This is a genomic window from Corynebacterium pseudopelargi, from assembly GCF_003814005.1.
Lineage (GTDB): Bacteria > Actinomycetota > Actinomycetes > Mycobacteriales > Mycobacteriaceae > Corynebacterium > Corynebacterium pseudopelargi.
Genome location: NZ_CP033898.1, coordinates 871,461 through 891,514, shown reverse-complemented (window position 1 = coordinate 891,514; position 20,054 = coordinate 871,461). Strand labels below are relative to the sequence as shown.

The 20,054-nt window shown below is 56.9% G+C and carries 15 protein-coding genes; 3 read left to right on the top strand and 12 right to left on the bottom strand.

Features of this window, described 5'->3' with window-relative positions; translation table 11 throughout:
* Positions 1-35: 35 nt before the first annotated feature.
* From CPPEL_RS04225 to gdhA, 11 genes are all read right to left on the bottom strand, one after another.
* Positions 36-3,377 carry a hypothetical protein gene (locus tag CPPEL_RS04225; RefSeq protein ID WP_123959968.1) on the bottom strand — a complete coding sequence of 1,114 codons (3,342 nt, stop codon included), beginning with the start codon at positions 3,375-3,377 and terminating at the stop codon, positions 36-38.
* 17 nt (positions 3,378-3,394) lie between these two features.
* On the bottom strand, positions 3,395-6,847 hold the full coding sequence (smc, locus tag CPPEL_RS04220; protein WP_123959967.1) for a chromosome segregation protein SMC: 3,453 nt from the start codon (positions 6,845-6,847) through the stop codon (positions 3,395-3,397).
* 30 nt (positions 6,848-6,877) lie between these two features.
* On the bottom strand, positions 6,878-7,153 hold the full coding sequence (locus CPPEL_RS04215) for an acylphosphatase (protein WP_123959966.1): 276 nt from the start codon (positions 7,151-7,153) through the stop codon (positions 6,878-6,880).
* A complete protein-coding gene (locus tag CPPEL_RS04210; protein WP_123959965.1) occupies positions 7,154-8,614 on the bottom strand; it encodes an alanine/glycine:cation symporter family protein in 1,461 nt (486 codons plus the stop codon). It lies immediately after the preceding gene.
* Between the two features lie 123 nt (positions 8,615-8,737).
* Positions 8,738-9,499: a ribonuclease III gene (gene rnc / locus CPPEL_RS04205; RefSeq protein ID WP_123959964.1), complete on the bottom strand. Its 762-nt coding sequence runs from the start codon at positions 9,497-9,499 to the stop codon at positions 8,738-8,740.
* Entirely contained in the window at positions 9,496-10,002 is a 507-nt protein-coding gene (locus CPPEL_RS04200; protein ID WP_123959963.1) for a YceD family protein, read from the bottom strand. The genes rnc and CPPEL_RS04200 overlap by 4 nt, the downstream gene beginning before the upstream one ends.
* A gap of 12 nt (positions 10,003-10,014) precedes the next feature.
* The gene (locus tag CPPEL_RS04195; RefSeq protein ID WP_123959962.1) at positions 10,015-10,725 is read right to left on the bottom strand and encodes a DivIVA domain-containing protein; all 711 of its coding nucleotides are present in this window, start codon (positions 10,723-10,725) and stop codon (positions 10,015-10,017) included.
* A gap of 54 nt (positions 10,726-10,779) precedes the next feature.
* On the bottom strand, positions 10,780-11,889 hold the full coding sequence (locus CPPEL_RS04190; protein ID WP_123959961.1) for an HNH endonuclease signature motif containing protein: 1,110 nt from the start codon (positions 11,887-11,889) through the stop codon (positions 10,780-10,782).
* A gap of 87 nt (positions 11,890-11,976) precedes the next feature.
* Positions 11,977-12,927: an esterase/lipase family protein gene (locus tag CPPEL_RS04185; RefSeq protein WP_164470374.1), complete on the bottom strand. Its 951-nt coding sequence runs from the start codon at positions 12,925-12,927 to the stop codon at positions 11,977-11,979.
* Between the two features lie 362 nt (positions 12,928-13,289).
* Positions 13,290-14,315, bottom strand: coding sequence for an esterase/lipase family protein (locus CPPEL_RS04180; RefSeq protein ID WP_123959959.1), 1,026 nt, complete (start codon positions 14,313-14,315; stop codon positions 13,290-13,292).
* A 125-nt stretch (positions 14,316-14,440) separates the two neighbouring features.
* The gene (gene gdhA, locus CPPEL_RS04175; protein ID WP_123959958.1) at positions 14,441-15,784 is read right to left on the bottom strand and encodes an NADP-specific glutamate dehydrogenase; all 1,344 of its coding nucleotides are present in this window, start codon (positions 15,782-15,784) and stop codon (positions 14,441-14,443) included.
* A 156-nt stretch (positions 15,785-15,940) separates the two neighbouring features.
* Here gdhA and CPPEL_RS04170 point away from each other — a divergent pair, with 156 nt between their 5' ends.
* Positions 15,941-17,023, top strand: coding sequence for a glycerate kinase (locus tag CPPEL_RS04170; protein ID WP_123959957.1), 1,083 nt, complete (start codon positions 15,941-15,943; stop codon positions 17,021-17,023).
* On the opposite strand, the gene CPPEL_RS04165 is transcribed toward CPPEL_RS04170, so the two are convergent.
* Positions 16,987-17,394 (bottom strand): hypothetical protein, encoded by a 408-nt coding sequence (locus CPPEL_RS04165; RefSeq protein WP_123959956.1) that lies wholly within the window; start codon positions 17,392-17,394, stop codon positions 16,987-16,989. The two genes, CPPEL_RS04170 and CPPEL_RS04165, sit on opposite strands and share 37 nt — an antisense overlap.
* 25 nt (positions 17,395-17,419) lie before the next feature.
* On the opposite strand from CPPEL_RS04165, the gene CPPEL_RS04160 reads away from it, so the two are divergent.
* Both CPPEL_RS04160 and CPPEL_RS04155 read left to right on the top strand, forming a co-directional pair.
* A complete protein-coding gene (locus tag CPPEL_RS04160; protein ID WP_123959955.1) occupies positions 17,420-18,733 on the top strand; it encodes a DUF4921 family protein in 1,314 nt (437 codons plus the stop codon).
* A 67-nt stretch (positions 18,734-18,800) separates the two neighbouring features.
* Entirely contained in the window at positions 18,801-20,009 is a 1,209-nt protein-coding gene (locus tag CPPEL_RS04155) for an amidohydrolase (RefSeq protein WP_123961217.1), read from the top strand.
* Positions 20,010-20,054 lie beyond the last annotated feature (45 nt).

The following is a 20,054-nucleotide window of genomic DNA, read 5'->3' as shown; positions in this document are numbered from 1 at the left end:
CAAAAACTCCTCATGAACACACCTTGGCACCCCAATTACTCCATGCTCGCGCTGCTTAATGCCACCACCACGGCATCGGCGGCGATCAAATCGCCGGTGACCAAATCGGGAACGATATCTGCCATCGCAGCCCAGCCAGGGGTTGCGGCATCCAAGGTCTTATTCGAGGTGATCATCCCATGCGCCTGCATGCGAGCCACCAGCGCCAAAACCATCGAAACTACTGGCGCTAGCGCCCACAGGTTCTCGCTTGCCTCGGTATCCACCCCGTCGAGCTTGTCAAAGCGCACACGCGCCATGGCGTAGAGCTGCTTATTAGCACTACGAAGCGTTCTTAAAAGCGTGACCGAGGATTTAATCAAGCCTTCATCCGAGAGCAAACGCCTCAAGGACTCGCGGTGATTAAACGTTTCAAACACCGCCAAAAGGCGCGTGGCATCGTCCATGAGCAAACCGGGGACGATCTTCGAACGCGAGAAGAACATCTCCAACAGCGCCTCCTGCTGAGCGGCGTCCATGCTGGCAATTGCCACGGTTGATTTATCAATGCACGCACTATCTAAGGTGGTGTCGCGGGCAGTTTGCAGGGCAGTGATCAAGTTTTCGCCAGCAAGGGCGCGAAGCTGCTGGAGCAAGGCACGAGAAGATTGACCCTCAGCCAAAGAGCCGAGCAGTTCCAAGGTGCCGATCCACGGCACGCGATGCGGCGTGAGGTCGTCGGCAAGCCCGAAGCGTGCTCGCACCAACCCTGATTCCACCACACGCCCTGGCTGCAGGTGCGCGGGAACCAAAGAGGCCGAAAGGCCACTTAACGCCGCCGAAGGATGCGCACTAAAGACCTCGCGGACGCCACGGGCGCTCTCCCCCACGGCAACCCCGGTGGTAACCATGTCCCACAACACCGGCATGATCGCCGGGTCACTCGGGGCATGTTCCTGCTCGCCGGCGAGAAACGCCGCCAATTCCTGCAACTTAGGATCAGCGCTTAAAAAGTAGCCGTCCTGTTCGATGCGCTGGGCGTGGGCGCTGGGCGAGACTGGCGCGATCAGCGTCATGAAGGGGTCCATGGCAAAAGGCTGCACCAACAAATCGCCAGCATTGATGTAATTCTCGGGCAATTGCACCTGGCCCTGCTCCAGGCTAAACGCGCGCGCTGGTTCCCAGGGGGCGGTCGAAGGCCAAACCCACACAGCCTCAGCATCGGCGTACAGCGTGGCTTGTTCTAAGCGCACCTCCGGCTGTGGCCTGGGCGCCACATCGGCAATGGCCACCGAAATCCTTGCACCACTTGGATCAGTCCACTCCAAATCCACACGACCAGTGGGCAATTTGGCCGATTGACCCGCCAAAGAAGCAAGCGGCGCGAAGTAAGTGATGTGATCATCGCTTTCAAGGCGTGCAGTTTTTAGTGGCGAACCATGATGGTTGCGCACCGTGATCTTTGCATCTTTCATCCTGCCGCCAGCGCGCACACGCAGCATGGCATCCATAGCGATATCCGAAGGATCCAACTGCAGGCGACGGGCACGCCACATGGCAGGTTCGCTAATCGTTGGAAGCTCAAACACCAAACGCGAAGGGGTGCAGCGAAGTGGCAACTGATCGCCTTCTTCAGTGGAAATCACACACTGGGCGCTGGGCTGATCGGTAGAAACTTCAATCTGGCGGGGGCTGACCTCAAAAGGCTTCTCCCCCGACTTCACCGTCAACGTGGTTTCGCTCAAACCACCAGCGGTGGGGATTCGCAGATGCTTGCTCACGCCCTGCATCGAGATCGAGGCACGCAGCCCCTCCACGATGGCAAATTCGTGGCGGAAGGATTCATTGCGCGGTCCACGCAGGCGCACCAGGTACTCGCCAACCCAGGGGGCGTCGTAAAGCTCGGGATCAAAAACGGCGAATGCTCCACCTTCGGCGGGAATGGCGAGCTCTTCAGGCGCTGCGATCTCCTCGCCGGCGTGCCCCACACCGCCATAGGAAGAAATGGACAATTGCCACACCTCCTCCTGGCCCGAGGGCGTGGGAGGAAATTCGGCCACCAAGGAGGCGTTGTGCACGGCCAAACCAGAGGCCGATTTGAGAAAGTCGAAAGGTTCAGGCGCAATAAAGCGCACGCGTTGGCGCGTATCCACGCTGCGCACCCGCTCCATCCTCGGCGTCTCACCGGCTTGGGTCACCGCAAGCGAGGAGGCCTGTGAGAGATCGAAGCTTCGCACAGTCCATCCCTCCCACTGCACGCCAAAAGTGCTATCGGCTTCGAGCTCTCGTCCGTGCACCACGTCACTGACCACCGCATCGCTTGGGGCCACCACCAGCATCGTGGCATAGTGCAGCGAAGCCTTATCGCTCATATTGGCCCCGCGGGCGCTAAAGACTAACGCGGCGTCCTCGCCAAGTACCGGCACCGTCCACGTAATACCATTAGACAAATCCTGCACCGTCACTTCGCGGACAGGATGGTCGATGCTCACATCAAGGGTTTCGGCATAGCCACTGGCTGTGTGCCAGGGGTTTGCCGTGCGATAGACCTTGGTGGTGCCCTCCATGCTCACACGCCAATTCACCTCACCGAAGCTGCCATCGGCATGCCGCGGCACGCGCTGTTCCGGCAATCGCAGGCACACTTTATTGCGCTGGGTATCAAAGAGGATGCGCGGACGCATCTCGCGATTAGCCACGCCCACCACCGAATCGCGATCCTCGGTACCAATGGGACGCTCGCGCAGCTCTGCTGCAAGAGCCTCTGCAAGTGCAGCAGGCAGCGCAGGCAATGAGGAGCGGTCACGATCAAACCAGGAATGGGGATGAGCGATGGCAAATTCGCGCAGCGCCTGCACACCACTGAGGATCCTTTGAGCCACCTCTGGCATCTCTTTTTGCGCTAACTGCACAAGGGCAGGCAAGTCGCGATCAAAGTCGAGTGCCTCGAGCACACCTGGCACATCATTGCGGATGATGCCGGCGTGCAAACACAACAGCTCCACTGGATCTACATCAAGGGATGCAAAGCCGAATTTTTCAAGCAATTGTGGCAGAAGCGTTGGCAGATCAATGGTTGCATCAATGCCTAAGCCTGCGGTGTATTCCTGGGCGAAGCGGGGGGCGTCGACAAGCTTAAAAGCACGGTCTACCAGCGTGCAAAGGGTCAAAGCAGGGCTGATGAGCAACAGGGGCGCAAGGCTTGCTCCGGCGGCGAGCTGGCGCGAGAGGAAAATGCCATACAGCCTTTCGATGCGCTCGAGTTCATCGCTGGCCAAGTCGAGATCGGCAACGATGGAACATTCGCCAAGTTGCTGGGACAACTCCAGCTCAGTTTGAGAAGCCCAACCCAGCAAAGAGTCGTTGAGATCAGCAATCGGATGGCCTACATCGCCCATAAAAGAACCGTCCTTGTTTAGTGTGAAGCATCTGGCAACGGTGTAACACTACTGCCTTGCTCGGGTGCGCGCGACATGCGCTGAGAAATCACTCGGGTGACGCCATCGCCGCGCATCGTCACCCCATACAGCACATTTGCTATGTCCATGGTTGGCTTTTGGTGAGTGATCACAATGAGCTGCGAATCTTGACGAAGCTCCTCAAATAACGCAATAAGCCGACGCAAATTCACATCATCCAAAGCAGCCTCGACCTCGTCCATCACATAAAAAGGACTCGGCCGCGCCCGGAAAATAGCCACCAACATCGCCAGTGCCGTCAGCGACTTCTCGCCACCAGAAAGCAGCGATAAACGCTTGACCTTCTTACCCGGCGGGCGGGCCTCAACCTCAATGCCCGTGCTGAGCATATCCTCTGGGTCCGTGAGCAATAATCGCCCCTCGCCGCCTGGGAACAGCGTGGCGAACACCTTTGGAAATTCCGCTTCAACATCGCGCCAAGCATCACTAAAAAGCTGCAGAATCTTCGCGTCTACATCGTGGATTACCCCGCGCAAATCCTTACGGGCCTGCTCCACATCAGCCAATTGGGTGGATAAGAACTCATAGCGTTCTTCCAAAGCCTTATATTCTTCAAGCGCCAAGGGGTTGATTTTGCCCAAGGATCGCAGATCGCGCTCTGCCTGCTGAAGGCGCGCCCGCTCCTGCTCAACATCGAAATCTTCCTCGGGAGCAAAATCTTCGATGATGTTCTGGGCCGGCACACCAGTTTGCTCACTCAACTTCAGTTGGGCTTCTTCCAAACGAACCCTAGCCTGCCCCACCGCCAATTCAGCCTCGTGGCGTTGCTGCGCTGCACGCTCGACACGCTGGCGAATCGCCTCAACATCGCGCCGCGCCTTTTGCTCTGCGGCCTTGTGCACCTCAAGCAACTGCTGCAATTCGCTGCGTTTATTGGCGGCCTTTTCTAAGGCCTTGGCGGTGCGTTGAGCAATCTCAGCCGCTAAATCGGCCACCGTCTTGGCCAACTGCGCGCGTTGGGCTCGTTTATGTTGCTCGCGTTCATGCTGCTGCTTGGCTTGTTGGGCAAAGCTTGCTTTTCGACGCAACCCCGCCGCACTCGCCTTGGCCTGCTCTACACGGTCCTGCGCGCCACGAACATTTAAACGAGCCTCCATCTCCATGGCCCGAATCTGCGCCAGCGCCGCCGATGCCTCATCACGAGCCTCAGTCGAAGGCTCATCTTCAACATCCTCAACGCGCGATAAACGATCCGCAGTAGCAGCCTTTTGAGCCTCAAGATCTTTCATGCGCTCCTCGGCAGCCACAACCTGCTGCTGCGTGCGTTCCACCTGCTGTTGGAGCACCTGCTGCCTGGAGCTTAATTGTTCCTGCTGCTGTTGCAGGGCGCGATCACGCTGCGCCGCTTCTTTGAGCGCCACTTGCGCTTTTGCCTGCGCCACCCGAGATTCTTCTGCCGCCTGCTTTGCGCCAGCAAACACACCCGATAAAGACTCAAGCTCTTCAGCAGCACTGGCCAATTCCTCGCGAGCTTGATCCACCTGCGCAGCAACATCGAGGGCGGTCCTTTCACCCCGGCCAAGCGCAATCCAGCCCTGCCCCACCAGCACGCCATCATTGGTTACTGCGCGAACACGCGGATCTTCAGCCACCAGGGCTTGGGCTTTGTCGGTGGAAGGGCAAAGCGCGACGTCGGCAAGCAAGCGATAAACCGCCAAAGAAACAGACCCATCCACCTGCACATGATCTGTGAGCCAAGAGGCATAGGGCGGCAAATCCACATCAAGGCTCCACGCCTCGCCCTGGCCTTGCTCCACCACCACAGTGCGCGCCACATCTTCCCAAGAGTGCGCAGAAGGGTCGCCCACCACCGCCTGGGCAAAAGCGCCAAGAGCTGCAGAAAGCGCCACCTGAGCCTCAGGTTGAGCACGAAGAAACTTTGCCAGCGGAGCAAAATCGCCCTCCACACCAGGCTTCGGAGCATTGGCCTCGAGGGTTTCAATGCGTGATTCCAGCTTCGAGATCGTGCGCTCTAAAGCTCCACGACGATCACGTAGCTGCTCCAGACGCTCCTCCGCAGCAGCGGCCTCCACAGCGCTGGCATCGGCAGCTTCTTGCAAAGGTTCCAAGGAATGCTGCTGGGCATCGCGCTGGCTTAATTCAAGCTCTTCTGAAGCCGCGTGCAATTGCCGACGCTGCTCCGCTAGATGCTCATGCAAACGCTGGGACTCGGCAAGCGCTGCCTGCAATTGCTGCTCGGTGGATTCCTGAGCCGCCAATAAACGCACCACGCCCTCGCGGTGATCAGCGATGGCACGGACCTGCGCCATGTGCTCCCGCTCAGCTTCAGCCGCCGCCTCGGCGCGCTCCTCAACCTCCTCACGGATCGAATCGAGACGCTCTGCGGCGATTTCCGCAGCCGTGCTGAGCTGCCCTAGTTCAGCCTCGGCATGCTCTGCCCGCGAGAGCAAACTTGCGGGATCCTCACCAGGAAACGGCGTGGGCTGAAAATGCTCAGCGCGCTCATTTGCCACCCGAGACGTAGCCGCAATGCGCTCACTTAACGCCGAAAGATCAAACCAGAGGCGCTGGGCTGCTTGAGCCTCAGGTTGCGTACGAGAAAGTGCAGCCTCAGCCTCCTGCAAGGATTCCTGCGCCACCTGAAAATCGTGCTGCAATGAGCCATGAAGCTCACTTGCTTGACTGAAGGCTTGGGCATGGGTTTCGTGGGCGAGGTGAAGCTGCGAAAGCGTATGGCCTGCTAAACGCAAACGAGACTCGCGCAGATCAGCCTGGACCGTGGCAGCGCGCTTTGCCGCCTTTGCCTGACGAGCCAAAGGCTTTAACTGCTTTTTCAACTCCTCAGTCAGATCCTGCAGACGATCCAGATTCGCCTGCATGCCAGTGAGCTTGCGCTGAGCTTTTTCTTTTCGACGCTTATGCTTGAGCACCCCAGCGGCTTCCTCGATAAAGGCACGGCGATCCTCCGGCCGCGACTCCAAAATCTGCGCGAGCCGACCCTGGCCAACAATGACGTGCATCTCGCGGCCAATGCCAGAATCCGACAAAAGCTCCTGGATATCCATCAAACGAGCACGCTGGCCATTAATCTCGTACTCGCTGGCGCCATCACGGAACATCCGGCGCGTTACCGAAACCTCGGAGTATTCGATGGGCAAAGCGCCATCGGCATTGTCGATAGTTAACGTGACCTCGGCGCGCCCCAAAGGCTTACGCTGCCCCGCACCCGCGAAGATCACGTCTTCCATCTTCCCGCCGCGAAGCGTCTTCGCCCCCTGCTCCCCCATCACCCAGGCAAGCGCATCCACCACATTCGACTTGCCCGAACCATTCGGGCCTACGACTGCACAGATCCCAGGCTCAAACTTCAAAGAAGTCGCCGACGCGAAGGACTTAAAACCCTTTAACGTCAGCGACTTCAAATACACCCGAGAAATTTTAGCAGAGCCTTTGGGCTGCTACTGCGTGCTAAACCCACGCACCCCTTTTGGCTCAGACCAACGCTCAATCACCGAATCCACTTGCCCCGGGCGCGTAGGATCTTGCCCGCTTAAACGCTCAAGCAACTCCTCGCATGCCTGCTGTGGCCCCTCGGCCACCACGCACACACGACCATCAGCCAGATTTGTGGCGGACCCCGCAAGACCAAGCTCCTTGGCTTGAGAGTACGTCCACCAGCGAAAACCAACGCCTTGCACCTGGCCATGCACCCAAGCAGTCAAACGAGTCGACATCTACACGCTCCTGACAATTTGGCCGTTGCGGTGCGTCACCGGATCAGAGCCATCCCAGCACTCAATATTGGGAACACCTGGCAACATGTCCTCGTGGAAGACCGGGTCGTAGCCCTTTGCCTTCTGCGCCGAGTAATTCGCCAACAGCTTCACCGCAATACCGGCCATCGGGATGATCGCGGTGAGGTTGATCAAGACCATGATCGCGGCGAAGGTATCGCCAAGAGCCCACACCAGCGGCACCGAACCAATCGCGCCTAAGAACACACATGCCAACACCACCACGCGGAAGATGGTCATAACCACCTTCGACTCAGTGAAGTACTCGATATTTGCCTGCGCAAGGTAGGTATTGCCGATCACCGAAGAAAATGCCAAGAAGAACAGGATCAAGGTAACAAAGTGCACGGCCCAGCCACCGAGCTCTGCTGCCAAGGACTGCTGCGTCAGCGTGGCGCCTTGAACCTCTGCACCATAGGTGGGGTTGTTCAGCAAAATGATGAACGCGGTAATCGAGCACACCAGAATCGTGTCGAAGTACACGCCCAAGGTTTGCACCAGACCCTGCTTTACGGGGTGAGACACAGTTGCAGTTGCCGCAGCATTTGGCGCAGAACCCTCACCGGCCTCATTCGAGAACAGACCACGGCGCATACCCATCAAGAATGCCTGACCCAGTGTTGCGCCCAGCACCTCCTTGAAGCCCAAAGCGCTGCCGACGATATCGGCGATCATCCCCGGAACTTCCTGGAAGTTCACTGCTACCACCACGATGCCGATGATCAGGTAAGCAACAGCCATCACAGGCACCACGATCTGAGTGAAATCAGCGATGCGCTGCACACCACCGAAAATGATCAACGCAGTGATGATGGCAAGCACCAAACCAATCAAGGCCTTAAACCACAAAGCATCCTGCCCGAAAGACTCACCCATCGACTCTGCAATCGAATTGGACTGAATCGAGTTATACACAAAGCCATAAGTGAAGGTGATGGCGAAGGCGAAGATCACCGCAAGCCAACGAGCATTGAGGCCGCGAGTCATGTAATACGCCGGGCCACCACGATAGGAGCCATCAGCGTTACGAGTTTTCCACAACTGTGCCAGGGTCGACTCAACGAATGCCGTGGCGCCACCAACAAGGGCCACCACCCACATCCAGAACACCGCGCCAGGACCACCAACGGTAATAGCAACAGCCACGCCGGCGACGTTGCCCGTGCCCACGCGGGAAGCAGCAGAGATGCTAAAAGCCTTGAATGCGCTGATGCCCTTTTCATCCGTCGCAGAATCCGATGGCTTCTCGCCCACCGAGCGGAACATCTCGGGAATCATACGGATCTGCACGACAAGGGTGCGTACACCGAAGTAGATACCTGCGGCTAGCAGCAGGAAGGAGATAAACAGCCAAAGTTTGTCATTGATCACATTGGCGATGAAGGTTTGGACACTTTCCATGTGCAGCATCCTAACCCCCACCAGCCCAGAGTTATGCATTAGAACAACATCAACGCCAAATATGACACACCCCACAACCCGATATGCGGGTAGGTCACGGCACGAACGCTGCTGCTCAGCGCACTAAGACAAAGAACGCGCGATCTCTTGCTGGCGCTCCACAGACTCCAGCGCCTCAACCGCCAACCGCGCAGCCTCTTGCTCTGCAAACTTCTTGGCTCGACCACGCCCCTGACCCAAAGCATGCTCAGCAACCATCACCGTCGAGGTGAATTGCTGCTCGTGATCAGGCCCTTCCACCTCAGCGACATAACGAGCCACAGGGAACTTCAGCTCAGCCAGACGCTCCTGCAGCGAAGTCTTCCAATCCAAATGACGATCCGCGGCAGTGGCATGCTGAATTCGCGACTCGAACAAACGAAGCACCGATTCACGAGCCACCTCAAAGCCATGCTCACGATAAATCGCACCCAGCATGGCTTCCATCGTGTCAGCCAAAATTGAGTCTTTTTCCCGGCCACCAGTGAGCAATTCACCGCGGCCTAGCAGCACATATTGACCAAGCCCGATCTCTTTGGCCACCTCCGCTAATGCATAGCGGCTCACGATGCTGGCCCGCATCTTGGAAATATCACTTTCCGGACGCGAGGGGTAGACGTCGAAAAGCCTGCCGGCCACAGAAAGCCCCAGCACCGCATCGCCGAGGAACTCCAGGCGCTCATTGTTGGGCAAAAAGCCCTTCTCGTTGGCGTAAGAACGGTGCGTGAGCGCCAAATTGAGCAGCTCATCAGGAATCTCAACCCCAAATGCCTCTAGCAAGGGCGCATAGTCGAGGTCGCCGAAGTGCATGACCTCAACAGCAGCTTTTCGACGCCTTCTGCTCACAGGAACTTCTCCAATCCAGCCCAGCGAATGTCACGAACTTCTTCTTCAGTGTCAGGCTCAGGCACATCACCTTCACACTCGCCCTCACACACGGGACTGAAGGGCAAATTCAGGCCAGCTTCATCAAGGAAAAGCTGTTGAAGGTCAACGGTGTCACGTTCAATCAGCGGTGGCACCTCATCGTCTTCAGGATCATCGCCCTGAATGAAGTCCTCGTCCACGCCGAATACTTCCTGCACATCGAGATGCAAGTGGGGACGCAAATCAGCAAGGCAGCGAACGCACTGCCCCTCAAGCTCAGCATCAAGCGTTGCGTCCACCATCACCGCGTCTCCAAGCGGGTTGATTCGCGCCTCAACGCGAACCTGCTTCCCCTCCGGGACCGCGATCATTTCCGGGCCTACACGCACCGGAGTAGGCCCTTCGTTAAGCAACACTTCCGTGATGCCACTACGAAGGGCGTTTCCAACATCGAACACATACGGTGAAGATTCGTTATTCATCACCGTTGAATTCTACCCCTCATAGCTCCTTGTGCCCGAAGCACCTGCGCCACTGCGCAAAGCGCGACGATCTCGTGCAACGGTACGAAGCGTGGAAGAAAGGGCTTCTTCAAACTCAGCGAGCTTGTTTTCTACAAACGCATCACATTCTTGTCGCAAGCGGTTGGAATCTGCGTGTGCAGCATCAACAATGCGGTGCGCTTCTTCGTCTGCGCGACGGACTACCTCAGATTCGCTAACTAAACGGTGTTGCTCGGCAAGACCCTCATCGACGCTGCGCTGGTACTGCTCATTGCCATTTGCAACGAGGCGATCTGCCTCTGCTTGGGCACGGGCCACAGTATCTTCAGCTTCGCGGCGTGCGCTTCCAACGATGCGGTCGGCTTCATCTTCGGCTTTGGCCACCGCTGCATGTGAACGGTTTTCTGCGTCTGCGACCATGGCTTCGGAGTCTTGGCGTGCGCCTTCTACAAGATCAGCAGCTTCGGTGCTGGCCTGTTCGATGGTGCTATTGGCGCGTTCTTCGGCACCGCGGATAATTTCATCGCGCTGGTCGAGCACATCTTGGGCATCGTCGAGCTCTACAGGCAAAGCGTTTCGCAGATCGTCGAGGAGTGCGAGCATTTCGTTACGCGGAACCATGCAGTTGGAAGTCATGGGTACGCCGTAGGCTTGCTCTACGGTTTGAACTAGTTCATCAAGGCTTTCGAATACGCGGTACATGTCTCCATCGTAAACGCGCCTTGTGGCTTTTTCTGCAGGCTGGTGGGCGTGTCGCTAGGCGGATCGGCGGAGCTTGATGCGCTTGTTTTCGTGTTCAGCCCACGTTTGGGAAAACATTGCCCGAGGAATTGCTTCACCGTGCGGCTTGGTGGTTTTAGTATTTTCGCCGAAATACCAGGTGATTGTGCGGTCTTTATGCAGTGTGTAGTGAACCCTGCCTGAGGTTTTCATCGTGTGATGGAAGCGGCAGAGGCATGCAAGATTCGAAGGTTCGGTCGGGCCACCTTCGTCATAATTAATCACGTGGTCAAGGTCGCATTCCTGTGCGGGCCGCGAGCAGCCTGGGTAGCGGCAGGTACCGTCGAGAAGCTGCACCATTTTTCTGATCTCTGGCGTGGGCCTGTATTCGGCAGTAGAAGCACTCGCGTCGATTTCGCTCGGGGTTGCTTTGGCTACGAGCGCGGGGGCGTCGAAAAGCGGCCCAGAGCCAAGCAGGTGATAAATGCCGGCTTGGTCTTTGAAAAGGTGCAGGTGAACCTTGGTTATGGTGCGCGAGTCGAGGGCTTTGGCAAACGCATCGACAAGTTCCATGCCCTCACGTTGTTCCTTTTTCAGCACGGCTTGGAGCTTCGCGGCTTCAACATCGGAAAGGTTGGCACTAAAACGGGTGGTGCCGTTGTGGTTTCTAATGAAGCGGGCCCGACGTTGTTGGTTACCTCGTGGCGATTTCGCGGCTTGCTCATCGATGGTGGCGATAAAGCTTCTTAGATGCTTTGCAATCGTTGCTGGCTGCGGCAGGACTTCATCATCGACGGTTGGCGTGAAGTATTCGATCAGGAATTGCTCGACTTGAGGCTCGTGTTCGGGCTGGATCGCGACTACGTGCTGTTCCACGGTGCTGAGCTTTGCCATGTTCACGTGATAGCCGTGATCGCGAATACACTGCGCGAACTGCGCAAACCTGCGAAGCAGCACCCCGATACGCATACCGATCCTGACATCATGGCGGCTGATATTCATCTCACCGGCTATCCGGTCGAGCTGCGTATGAAAATCGGCGGCATCTTCAGGGTGCTGTGCGATCCAGAATTCGATATTGAGTTCGTTGATTCGGCGCTGGAAGTCTCCTGCGCTGCTGTGTTGCTGGTGCTTGAATTTCCCCACTGTTCCCCTCCCCAGTTGGACTGTTCACCACGAATATAGAACAGGTATTCGATGGACGCAACTGGAGAGAGGAAATTTTGCAGCTTTCTAGGCCGGTTGCCTCAAACCTGCAGCAGGACCGACATTTTTTACACACGGCACCGTCACGGGAACGCCTAAAGCCTCTGCAACAAAGGCGATGGTTCGCGGATCATACGGCATGCCAAGATGATCAACGCGATCTTGAGGGCATTCGTGTTGGACCACGATATTTCGATACTCTCCCCCATTGAATTGCGTCGCGCTGAGCGGGGTTGCCGCTTCGTCGTACAGGGTAGAAATCGCAACATATCGCACGCCCGGCACCTCGATACCGCCTTCTTTCAGGGCAGTCATAAAGGCAGATTCTTCTAACAGATCATTGCCTGCTGGGCCAAGACCTGCAGAAATAACTCGCCCGGTATCCATTCCCATCGCATCGCCACGTGCTAGCAGGTTTGAGATGCCAAGCACCGTAGTGCCTCTTAGCACCCCTGCAATCGACACGACAGTACGCACATCGCCCTTGTCTTGCTTTGCATACGCCGCGGCCAGTGCCCCACCTTCAGACCAGCCCACCAGGTCTACTTTTTCGGCTCCGGTGTGCGCCTTGATCTGAGCAACCTGCCCGTTGATCTCTTCAAGCGAAGCTTGCATCGGGCCAAGCCCAAAAAATCCCGGCAATGAGCCTGCCACCGAGGATCCAGCGACAGCGTCTGTGCCGTAGTAGCCATAGTTCAGCGCAAACACGCACTTGCCCTGCGCCGCCAACGCCGGAGCGATGGCGCCGAAGGAGGCATAGGAATTTGAGGTCATGCCGTGAATGAGCACCACCGGCGGCTCGTCTGACGTGGTTTCACAGTCATGATTTGCGCCCATCGGGCTGGCATAGGGGCTTGTCGACGCCCGCAGCGCCGCCCCTGGCAACGTCTTGCTTGCAGCCATGGGCGCGTCCATGCCGGTCCACGCGGCCACTTCAGCCTCAGCGTTTTGCGCTGATGCCACGGAGGGATGTAACAAGGCCGTGCAGGCTAAAAGCATGACCCCCGCAAGGCTTTTTGCTCGAAGGTGAAACACTATAACGCTCCTTTAGGAAAGAGAAGGGATAATGAACACCATCCAAAACATAAATGGACGTTATGTAAAGCACCTTTACAGTTTTTCTTTTTCAGTAGCTTTCCGAGATGGAACTTCTCTCTCGACACCTCGCAAATGCCATTGCAAACACCCCAAATCACCCCGCTACCCTCGCCTTGCACCACAAAAGCTAAACACTGCACATCAGGGGGTAACACCCTTACGGCCAACGCCATCGCATGAACAGATACACAAAAACTTCCCTGCACATCCAGGCACAGGGAAGCTTAAAACGCCCTGATGAATCAGCGTTGGCTGGAAAGACCCGCAGCAGGACCAACCTCAACCCTGCAGCTTAAGGCCACATCGCCACCTAGAGCATTGGCCACCATTGCAATTGCGCGGTCATCGTATGGAGTGCCAAGGTGATCGACCTTATCGCTGGGGCAACCATCTTGGATGATCAAGTTTTCAAAGTCGCCGGCGTTGAATTGGGTTGCCTCTAAAGGAGTGGCGGATTCGTCGTAAAGCGTTGAAATAGCAACATAACGAACACCCGGAGCTTCTAAGCCACCTTCATTCATCTGCTGCATAAACGCTGAGCCCTTGAGCAGATCATTGCCGGCTGGGCCAACGATTGCCGCAATAAACGCATCGGCCGGAACACCCGCTGCCTGGGACTTTTCCACAAGATTGGAAAGCCCGCCCATGGTCGTTCCATGCAGCACACCGCCGATGGATACCACTGTGCCCACGCCCGCTGCGCCAACCTGCTTGGCATAAGCGGCAGCAAGCGAACCACCTGCAGACCAACCCACCAAATCGACTTTTTGTGCGCCAGTTTCGCGTTTGACCATCTCAATCTGTTCGCTTACTTGGGCAAGTGAGCGATCGAGTGAATCGTAGCCATAGAAGCCAGGTAGTACTTGGGTGGCAGAAGATCCGGTGTTTTCGGGCGTGTAGTAGCCATAATTCATGGCATATACGCAACGCCCTTGAGCCTTGAGCACCGGGCTAATTGCACCAAAGCTGGAATATGCATTTGAAGTCATGCCGTGAATGAGCACCACTGGGTTTTCACCCTCGAGGCTGCATGCTTCATTTGCACCCTTCGGGCTTGGGTTATTCGCGCCCATGGCGATGGCAAGTGCGCCGGGTAGCGTTTTTGCGGGCTCAAGTTGTGGCCCCATCGCCGTCCAGGCTTCCACCTGGGCATCAGCGACTGGTGCACCTGGCAGTGCTTGGGCTTGCAGGGGCGTGAGCACGCTCATTGCACCGAGGGTTGCGCTGATGGCAGCTCCGGCTAGGAGGGAAATACGTCGAGTAACCATCGGGTTCCTTTCTGAGAGATCGACGTATCACATTTTAAATCTAGAAAATATTAACCACCTGCATTACATATCAACGAAGAAAAGCCACACCCTTTTCCGGGTGTGGCTTCGATAGCTTCGGACGTTTAGATGATGCCCTGAGCAAGCATGGCGTCGGCTACCTTCTTAAAGCCGGCGATGTTTGCGCCGATGACATAATCGCCTTCATGTCCGTACTCCTTGGCGGTGGATGCACAGGTCTTGAAGATGTTGATCATGATCTCGCGCAGACGCTCATCGGTGTAGTCGAAGGTCCAGGAGTCGCGCGATGCGTTCTGCTGCATCTCCAGTGCCGAGGTGGCTACACCACCGGCGTTGGCGGCCTTGCCGGGGCCGAAGTGGATGCCGCGCTCGCGGTAGACCTCGATGGCATCGGCGGTGGAAGGCATGTTTGCGCCTTCAGCGACGTAGGAGCAGCCGTTATCGGCAAGCACGCGGGCGTGATCGCCGTTGAGCTCGTTTTGGGTTGCGCAAGGCAGGGCGACGTCGCAAGGCAGATCCCAGATGGAGCCTTCTTCGTGCAGCACTGCGCCTTCTACTTCGTCTACGTAGGCGCTGACACGCTCGCGACGAACTTCCTTGACGTCGCGAAGCTTTTCTACGTCTACGCCGTCTTGGCACTCAACCCATGCGCCGGAGTCGGAGAAAGCAATGACGGTGCCGCCAAGCTCTTGCACCTTCTGGATTGCATAAATAGCAACGTTGCCGGAGCCGGAGACAATAACCTTCTTGCCCTCGAAAGACTCACCGTGGTGCTTGAGCATTTCCTGGGTGAAGTATGCAAGGCCGTAACCGGTTGCTTCGGTACGAACAAGCGAGCCGCCCCATGCCAAGCCCTTACCGGTCAGGACACCGGATTCGTGCTGGTTAGCTAGACGACGGTACTGGCCAAACAGGTAGCCGATCTCGCGGCCGCCTACGCCGATATCACCGGCGGGCACGTCGCGGTATTCACCGATGTGGCGGTAGAGCTCAGTCATGAAGGACTGGCAGAATCGCATAATTTCACGATCAGACTTGCCCTTGGGGTCGAAGTCCGAACCGCCCTTGCCGCCACCGATGGGCAGGCCGGTGAGCGAGTTTTTGAAGATCTGCTCGAAACCGAGGAACTTGATAATGCCGAGGTTGACCGAGGGGTGGAAGCGAAGGCCGCCCTTGTAGGGGCCGAGTGCAGAGTTGAACTGGACACGGAATCCGCGGTTGACGTGAACATTGCCCTCGTCATCAGTCCACGGGACGCGGAAGATGAGTTGGCGTTCTGGTTCACAAAGGCGCTGGATCAGGCCATCGTCGGCGTAGTGCTCATCCTTTTCGAGCACGATCTTCAGCGAATCGAGCACCTCGGCAACGGCCTGGTGGAATTCTGGTTCACCGGCGTTGCGCTTGAGCAGCTCGTCGTAGATTGCGGAGACTTTGTCGTCAATTGCCATGCGCTTTTCCAATCTCTATCGGCACCACTGGATGTGGTTAGCGTGTGCAGGTAACTATAGACCGATAGAAAGGTGGATTAAAGCCGGGAGGGACACTTTGGCCTTCACTTGTGCCCTAAGACGCAATTCTTGAACACCTGTGGGACGATAAACACCATGAATTCCCCCGCCAAGATCATCATCGCCCCAGACTCCTTTAAAGGCACCGCCAATGCCGATCAAGCTGCACAATGGCTCGCCGAAGGAGTCCAAGAGGTGCTCGACTGCGAGATCGTTTTAGCCCCCATGGCCGATGGTGGCGAAGGCACCGCCGCCCGCTTTACAGGTGTTGATGTGACTCTCCCCACAACCGATGCGCTCGGCCGACTCATCGAGGCGAGCTACCGCTTTGATGAATCCACCGCCACCGCATATATCGACGTTGCCGCGGCTTCTGGCATCACGCTTATCGACGCCCCACGTCCCCTTATCGCCGACACCTACGGCACAGGCGTGCTCATCGCCGACGCCCAAACCCGCGGCGCCCGCACCATCGTGCTCGGCCTCGGTGGCACCGCGACAGTTGATGGCGGAAGCGGCATCTTAGTCGCCCTAGGTGCAAACTTGCTCGATGCCCAAGGACACACCATTGCCCAAGGCGGCGGAGGTCTTGCGCACCTGGATCACATCGATACCGCCATGCTGAATATCCCTGCAGCGAGCGTGCAGTGGGTGCTGCTTAGCGACGTTGACAATCCGGCCACCGGCCCAGAGGGGGCAGCGGCAGTGTTCGGACCACAGAAAGGGGCTTCGCCTCAGGACGTCGAAAAGCTTGATGCAGGCCTCGCACGACTGTGCCAAGTCACCGGAGTAGATCCGACAACACCCGGAATGGGAGCCGCCGGCGGGTTGGCCATTGGCATTACTTGGCTCTCAGCGCTGCTTCACGGCCAACCCCAGGTGCAGCTCCTGCCCGGCGCGAAAGTGATCGCTTCGGCTGCTGGATTAGAGGACATGGAAGCAGATTTAATCATCAGCGGCGAGGGTCGCTTCGATGCGCAATCTTTGCACGGCAAGGTCGTTGGCACGGTCCTTGAGATGGCAGGAACAACCCCCGTCGCTATCGTGGCCGGGCGCCACGACGCCGAAGCAAACGCCTGGCAGATCACCCTCGGCGAAGGTGAGCCGGAAACGCAATTACGCGAAGCCGGCCGCGAGGTAGCTCAGCGCTTTGCTTCGATGTTCAAAAACCAGGGATAGGGCGCGGGCTGTTCAAATTGTTCTTCCTTGGCCAGCGCGAGCGGATCATTAGGCAATGCCGCAGGAGGAGTAAGCAAGCGGGAATACAGCATCGCTACTTGGTTGAGTGAGCTATTCGTGTCTACCTTGAGGCTGAGGCGATACACCCGCATGCTTTCTGGATCTACCGGCGGAAGCTCCTCATAAGTTTCTAAATACACGGCGCGAAGTTCCGTTTCTAAGGCATTGTCGGGAATGCTGAGCTCAACCTCGGCGCGTTCGATCATGCCCTTTTTCATCAGCAACGCGCTTAAGGCATCGAATCGTTGGGGCAGAAGCTCGGCTGCCTGCTCTGGTGCTAGCACGTCGAAATGGATACTCGCGATACTCATGAGGTCAGGGTATACGCTTGATTGCATGAGTGCTCAGATGTATTCCCGCGTTGCGCCAATTCAAACCATGGCCGATGGCACGATTAAACAAATCAACCCATTTTCCGGCACCGAAGTTTGGACAGTGCCCGGACGCGGCAACCGACCACTCACCCACCCCACCACAGACACGCATCTGCTCGAAGCTCATGACTTCAGCACCACCTGTGCCTTTTGTAGCGACCGCGTATTTGAAACTCCCCCAGAAAAGTCCCGCATTACTCACGGCAAGATTCAGACGCTTCGCCCAGAGCACATCGATGGTTCTGCGGATTTTCGTCGTGTAGCGAACCTCTTTGAGATCGTCAGTTATGACTATTGGCGCGAAAACTATGGCTACACCATGGATGCCAACACCAGCGCTTGGATGCAGGAGTATCTGCACAGCGATCTCGGGCGCGAGCACGTGAAAACGACAGTGCAGGCAAAACGCCGCGCCGCAGGGTTAGATCCCGAGCTTTCAGAAGATGAGCTCTTGCGCGCCGGTGAAGCATTCTTTGGTGGCGGCCATGACGTAATTATTGCGCGTCGCCATTTTGTCGACGGTGCCGAAACGAGTGCGCAGCTTGCTTCTGCTGGCACCTTGAGCAGGCAAGAGCATCATGATCTGATTCGTTTCACCATTGACTCGATGGCGGATCTGTATCGCAGGAATCGCTACGCGCATTATGTGGCGGTATTTCAGAATTGGCTTAAACCAGCCGGCGCCTCCTTTGATCATTTGCATAAACAACTCGTGGCTATTGACGAGCGTGGCCTTGCCGCCCAGAACGAAATCAGCCGGCTGCGTAGCAACCCGAATATGTATAACGAGTGGGCCGTGGACTATGCCGCCGAGCAAAATTTGATCATTGCCGAAAATGATCACGCCGTGTGTTTTGCAGGTTTTGGGCACCGCTACCCCACCTTGGAGGTGTTTTCTAAATCGGCTACTGCAGAACCGTGGCTCCAAAGCGCCGAGGAAGTCGAGGCGATGAGCGATCTTTTGCACGCTTGCCACGCCGCGGCAGGCGCGGATGTTCCTTGTAATGAGGAGTGGCACCACAAGCCTGCGGGCTTAGATCTTGCGATGCCCTGGCGAGTGATGATCAAGTGGCGCGTTTCCACCCTCGCCGGTTTTGAGGGCGGCACCAAGATTTATCTGAATACCCTTTCGCCTTGGGATGTGCGCGACCGGGTGGTGCCGAAGCTGTATGAGCTTCGCAATCAAGGCCACATTGGCAATATCAGGATCGCGGAGGAATGCACGGTGCAGCGCAATTCCTTGAAATATAACCCTTTGCTATCTCAACGCTGCTAGCGTTGATGCATGTTACGTCGATCATGATTGTTTTTGAGGTGAATCTGTGAGTAACAGCATCACGAGGATGCTGAGTGGTTATAAAAACCAGCCCTGGCAATTCGAATTTTATACATCAATGCACCGCGCCCCCGAGCTTTCAGGTGAGGAGCGGCTGACGGCTCAGAAAATTCTTCGCGCCCTTGAAGCCTTCGACTGCGAGGTGATCAGCCCCATCGGTGGGTACGGCATCGTAGCTGTAATGCGCAATGGCGAAGGCCCGAATGTGTTGATGCGTGCAGATTTCGATGCCCTTCCCGTGACCGAGGATTCAGGTGCCCCCTACGCCTCGCAGATCAAAGGCAAGATGCATGCTTGTGGCCACGACATGCATACCACGGCGCTTTTAAGTGCTCTTTCGCTTTTCGACGAACACCGCGATCTGTGGTCAGGCACCTATATCGCCCTGTTCCAACCTTCAGAAGAAAATGGTGCGGGCGCGCAGATCATGGTGGCCGATGGTCTCAGTGCCAAAATCCCCACGCCAACGGTGTGCTTGGGTCAGCACATCGTGGCAGGCCCTGCCGGGCGTGTGCTTTCTATGCCTGGTGCGGCCGCTGCTGCCTGCGACTCGATTGAAATCATCATCAAGGGCAAAAGTGCTCACGGCTCTATGCCGCACAATTCCATTGACCCGACGTATGCCGCGGCGATGGTGGTGGTGCGTCTCCAAGGCATCGTGGGCAGGGAGATCGCGCCTTCTGATTTTGCCGTGATCTCTGTGGGCACCTTGGAATCGGGACATACCAATAACACCATCCCTGGCTCGGCACGCATCGTGGTGAATTGCCGCACCTATTCCGAGGAAGTAAAGGCACGCCTCTATGCGGCTATTGAGCGAGTGGTGCGAGGGGAATGCTCCGCATCGGGCTGTCATCCACCCACGTTTCGCTATTTCGCACACGGGCCTTTAACCAATAATGATCCGCACGTTTTTGCACGAGTGCGCGCGAATTTCGATGCCATTTTTGGTGGTGAGTCACGCACGGCGAATCGTTGGACTGCATCGGAAGATTTCGCCAACATTCCCGCGGCCTTTGGTGCTCCCTATCTGTATTGGACCCTTGGCTGCACGCCGAGGCAGTTGTGGCAACAAGCTGAAGAGGCCGGCGCTATTGGCGAGATGGTGCCGGTGAATCACATGGCGAATTTCTTGCCGGATTATGAACCGACCATCGAGGCGGCTACCAAAGCTGCAGTGGTGGCGGCAATGACGTATTTGCAACGTAAACAATGAGATGCGGCGCGTCGAAAAGCTCCTGGGGAAATATCGCTGTTTCCC

Excerpts from the sequence above, each read along its gene's own strand:
- CPPEL_RS04215 (WP_123959966.1), bottom strand. The coding sequence starts at position 7,153 with ATGTCGACTCGTTTGACTGCTTGGGTGCATGGCCAGGTGCAAGGCGTT.
- CPPEL_RS04155 (WP_123961217.1), top strand. The coding sequence starts at position 18,801 with ATGCTGAGTGGTTATAAAAACCAGCCCTGGCAATTCGAATTTTATACA.
- CPPEL_RS04170 (WP_123959957.1), top strand. The coding sequence starts at position 15,941 with ATGAATTCCCCCGCCAAGATCATCATCGCCCCAGACTCCTTTAAAGGC.
- CPPEL_RS04160 (WP_123959955.1), top strand. The coding sequence starts at position 17,420 with ATGAGTGCTCAGATGTATTCCCGCGTTGCGCCAATTCAAACCATGGCC.
- CPPEL_RS04195 (WP_123959962.1), bottom strand. The coding sequence starts at position 10,725 with ATGTACCGCGTATTCGAAAGCCTTGATGAACTAGTTCAAACCGTAGAG.
- CPPEL_RS04200 (WP_123959963.1), bottom strand. The coding sequence starts at position 10,002 with ATGAATAACGAATCTTCACCGTATGTGTTCGATGTTGGAAACGCCCTT.
- CPPEL_RS04180 (WP_123959959.1), bottom strand. The coding sequence starts at position 14,315 with ATGGTTACTCGACGTATTTCCCTCCTAGCCGGAGCTGCCATCAGCGCA.
- gdhA (WP_123959958.1), bottom strand. The coding sequence starts at position 15,784 with ATGGCAATTGACGACAAAGTCTCCGCAATCTACGACGAGCTGCTCAAG.
- CPPEL_RS04210 (WP_123959965.1), bottom strand. The coding sequence starts at position 8,614 with ATGGAAAGTGTCCAAACCTTCATCGCCAATGTGATCAATGACAAACTT.
- CPPEL_RS04165 (WP_123959956.1), bottom strand. The coding sequence starts at position 17,394 with ATGAGTATCGCGAGTATCCATTTCGACGTGCTAGCACCAGAGCAGGCA.
- CPPEL_RS04225 (WP_123959968.1), bottom strand. The coding sequence starts at position 3,377 with ATGGGCGATGTAGGCCATCCGATTGCTGATCTCAACGACTCTTTGCTG.